The organism is Mesorhizobium sp. M7A.F.Ca.CA.002.04.1.1, assembly GCF_004022805.1.
Lineage (GTDB): Bacteria > Pseudomonadota > Alphaproteobacteria > Rhizobiales > Rhizobiaceae > Mesorhizobium > Mesorhizobium ciceri.
The window spans coordinates 1-3,309 of record NZ_RZPL01000648.1; the positions used below are offsets into that span (position 1 = coordinate 1).

The following is a 3,309-nucleotide window of genomic DNA, read 5'->3' on the forward strand; positions in this document are numbered from 1 at the left end:
GATCTTCGGCGACGCAGTGGTATCGCCGCCTGTGTCGCTGCCCGCCGGAAACAGCGCGTCGACGTCGACTTTCTCGGCATTCGCATGCAGCGCCTGCAGCGCCGTCAGCACCGCGGCGGCATCAAACGGCTCCTCGCCCTTGACCACTTTCGACAGGCCGCCGACGATCTTTCCACGTTCCTTCATCAGTGCCTGCCGGTCGAGGATCGGGTCGGCAAAGGCCGCCGAAGCCGCGAGTGCGAGCATAGAGATGGCGATAACAAGCTTTCTCATTCAATTGGCTCCATGATGAAGGCATTTCGGGACAGGACGTCAACGGATGTTACAGAGGGAAAATTCCCTTCCCCCTGATGATTTTTGCCGGACCTTTGCTCTTGCGGGACGCAGAAAAGAAAAGCCCCGGGTGATACCGGGGCTTCTGGAAATCGATCACTTCGCCTTTTCGTACAATTCCAGGACATGGTCCCAGTTGATCAGGCTGTCGACGAACGCCTCGAGATATTTCGGCCGGGCGTTGCGGTAGTCGATGTAGTAGGAGTGCTCCCAGACATCGACGCCGAGGATCGGCGACGCGCCATGGACGAGCGGGTTTTCGCCGTTCGGTGTCTTGGAGATCGCCAGCTTGCCATCCTTGACCGAGACCCAGGCCCAGCCGGAGCCGAACTGTGTCGTGCCAGCGGCAATGAAGTCGGCCTTGAACTTGTCGTAGCCGCCGAGATCGCTATCGACTGCCTTCTGCAAGGCGCCCGGCAGCTTGTTGCCGCCGCCGCCTTTCTTCATCCACTTCCAGAAATGGATGTGGTTGTAATGCTGGGCGGCATTGTTGAAGAGGCCGGCATTCTTGCCGAACGACTGCTTGACCACCTCTTCGACCGACAGATCGCCCAAGCCGGCCTCGGCGGCGAGTTTGTTGCCGTTATCGACATACGCCTTGTGGTGCTTGTCGTGGTGATATTCCAGCGTCTCTTTCGACATGTAAGGCTGCAAGGCCTCATAGTCGTAAGGCAGAGCGGGCAATTCAAAGGCCATGGATAGTACTCCCTCGTGGAAAAATCCGGTGTCGATACCGGAGTAAGATAGGTCTGGAATGGGTTGGGACAACTCCGGATGAAGCGTCGATCGCCTTTTTATCCGCTCAAACAGCAGAAGTCGAATGCGCCCAATCCCAATAGAGTTCGCGCGCTTTTTTGGCCACCGGCCCGGGTTGCAGATTGCGATCCTCGATGCGCGTGATCGGCACCACCTTGGAATGGTTCCCGGTCGAAAAAATTTCGTCTGCTTCGAGGAAATCGCGCACCGACAGCGTCTTTTCCGTGGTCCTGAAGCCATATTCGCCGAGCAGCGCTATCGTGCGCGAGCGGGTGATGCCGGATAGGAAGGTGCCGTTCGGCGCAGGCGTAAAGACGTGGCCATCCTTGACCAGGAAGATGTTCGAGGTTCCGGTCTCGGCGACGTTGCCCAGCATATCGAGCACCATTGCGTTGTCGAAGCCGCGCATCTTGGCTTCGAGAATGGCCCTACCGTTGTTGGGGTAAAGGCAGCCGGCCTTGGCGTTGGTCGGCATGGTTTCAATGGTCGGACGCCGGAACGGCGACACGGTCACCGAAAAGCCAGTCGCCGGAATCATCGGTGATTCATAGAGGCAAAGGCAAAAGCGCGTCGAGGCGGGATCGGCCGGCACGCCCATATAGCCGCCATGCTCGGCCCAGTACATCGGCCTGATATAGACCGCCGTCTTGCCGTCGAACTTCTTCAACCCATCCCATGTCAGCCCGACGATCTTGTCGGCGCTCATGTTCGGCTTCAGGCCGAGCGCAATCGCCGAGGAATTCACCCTGGCTGCGTGGAAGTCGAGATCCGGCGCCACGCCTTCGAACCAGCGGCCGCCGTCAAAAACGCTGGTGCCGAGCCACATGGCGTGGCTGCGCGGCCCCAGAATGGCGACGTTGCCTTCGTGCCAATCACCATCGACGAAAGTCCATGTCGTGGATTGCGCCGCAGCCGCCAGTGTCATCATCTCGTCCCGTCTCAATCGGTCTCGTGTGACAGCCATTGGAAGATGCTTTGGCGGGCGCCGTCAACCGGCATCATGGAGTTTTGTTGAGGCCAGTGCCGGGGCGCAATGCAATCAAAGCTTGCACCTTGTCGCGCCTGCCCTCAAAACTGCTGTCATGCAATACGCCGCCTATGTCTTCGACGCCTATGGCACGCTGTTCGACGTGCATGCCGCCGTACGCCGTCATGCCGACCGGATCGGGCCGGACGGCCAATTGCTGTCCGAGATCTGGCGCGCCAAACAGCTCGAATATTCCTGGGTGCGCACGCTGATGGGCGCCTATGCCGATTTCTGGCAACTGACCGAACAGGCGCTCGATTTCGCCTTGCGCAAGGTTCCCTCGGCCGACCCCGGTCTCAAGGCGATATTGCTGGATGCCTATTGGCGGCTCGATTGCTATCCGGAAGTGCCGGCCGTGCTCAAGGCGCTCAAGGCTTCGGGAGCGAGGCTGGCGATCCTGTCCAACGGCTCGCCCGAAATGCTGCAGGCGGCGGTCAAATCCGCCGCGCTCGACCAGGTTCTGGACGATATCTATTCCGTCGATACGGTGCGGCGCTTCAAGACCGATCCCGCGGTCTACGACATGGTCGCCACCGGCCGGCGCCTCTACCCCGGCGCGGTTTCCTTCCAGTCGTCCAATCGCTGGGACATTGCAGGCGCCACCAAATTCGGCTTTCGCACGGTGTGGATCAACCGCTCCAACCAGCCCGAAGAATACCGGGACTTCCCACCGGCCCTGATCCTGCCGTCGCTCGAAGCCCTTGTGCCCGGCAGCTAAGAGACCTGTGTCTCTGGCGCCACAGTAGCAGCCTGGTCACAGCTTCGCCTTTCTTTGCCCACGTTCGGGCCAGAATCGGAACCGCCTATCGCCCCAGGTGTTGTCAGGCACCCGCGTAACTGTCGGCGAATTCACGCTTTGTTGCGATTTGAGACTTAAAGAAGGCAACCATGTCCATAACCGAAATCGAATCTTTTCGCCTGAGCCGTCGCGGCTTTCTCAATGCCGCAGCCCTGGGCGCCGCTTCGATCGCGGTTTCCGCATGCGCCACCACCGGGCCGGGTCCGGTCGAGCCGCCGCCACCAACCTATGTCGAGCCGCCTCTGGCGGACTATGTGACGATGTATGCAGCAGTCAGCGACGGCGGCTTCGATTTGCCGGCCATCCCAGTCGACAAGATCGATCCGCAATTCCTGCGTCAGATCGTTCCCGACCCGACGGGACAGAAGCCGGGAACCATAGTCGTCGATACGAC

5 protein-coding genes are annotated in these 3,309 nt (G+C 60.1%); 2 read left to right on the top strand and 3 right to left on the bottom strand.

Annotated elements, in window-relative coordinates; genetic code table 11:
• The 3 genes from ENZ75_RS26040 to ENZ75_RS26050 all read right to left on the bottom strand — a co-directional run.
• A partial coding sequence (locus ENZ75_RS26040; protein ID WP_164888006.1) for a cytochrome c occupies nucleotides 1–273 on the bottom strand: 273 nt, incomplete at its 3' end.
• Between the two features lie 156 nt (nucleotides 274–429).
• Complete coding sequence (locus tag ENZ75_RS26045) at nucleotides 430–1,029, bottom strand: superoxide dismutase (protein ID WP_013532667.1); 600 nt, start codon at nucleotides 1,027–1,029, stop codon at nucleotides 430–432.
• A 106-nt stretch (nucleotides 1,030–1,135) separates the two neighbouring features.
• Nucleotides 1,136–2,014: a branched-chain amino acid aminotransferase gene (locus ENZ75_RS26050; protein ID WP_024505546.1), complete on the bottom strand. Its 879-nt coding sequence runs from the start codon at nucleotides 2,012–2,014 to the stop codon at nucleotides 1,136–1,138.
• Nucleotides 2,015–2,171: 157 nt separating this feature from the next.
• On the opposite strand from ENZ75_RS26050, the gene ENZ75_RS26055 reads away from it, so the two are divergent.
• The gene (locus tag ENZ75_RS26055) at nucleotides 2,172–2,834 is read left to right on the top strand and encodes a haloacid dehalogenase type II (RefSeq protein ID WP_013532669.1); all 663 of its coding nucleotides are present in this window, start codon (nucleotides 2,172–2,174) and stop codon (nucleotides 2,832–2,834) included.
• A 170-nt stretch (nucleotides 2,835–3,004) separates the two neighbouring features.
• Nucleotides 3,005–3,309: twin-arginine translocation signal domain-containing protein (locus ENZ75_RS26060; RefSeq protein ID WP_128278421.1), on the top strand; the 305-nt coding region annotated here is incomplete at its 3' end.

Coding starts and splice junctions, on each gene's coding strand:
- ENZ75_RS26045 (WP_013532667.1), bottom strand. CDS start 1,029: ATGGCCTTTGAATTGCCCGCTCTGCCTTACGACTATGAGGCCTTGCAG.
- ENZ75_RS26050 (WP_024505546.1), bottom strand. CDS start 2,014: ATGACACTGGCGGCTGCGGCGCAATCCACGACATGGACTTTCGTCGAT.
- ENZ75_RS26055 (WP_013532669.1), top strand. CDS start 2,172: ATGCAATACGCCGCCTATGTCTTCGACGCCTATGGCACGCTGTTCGAC.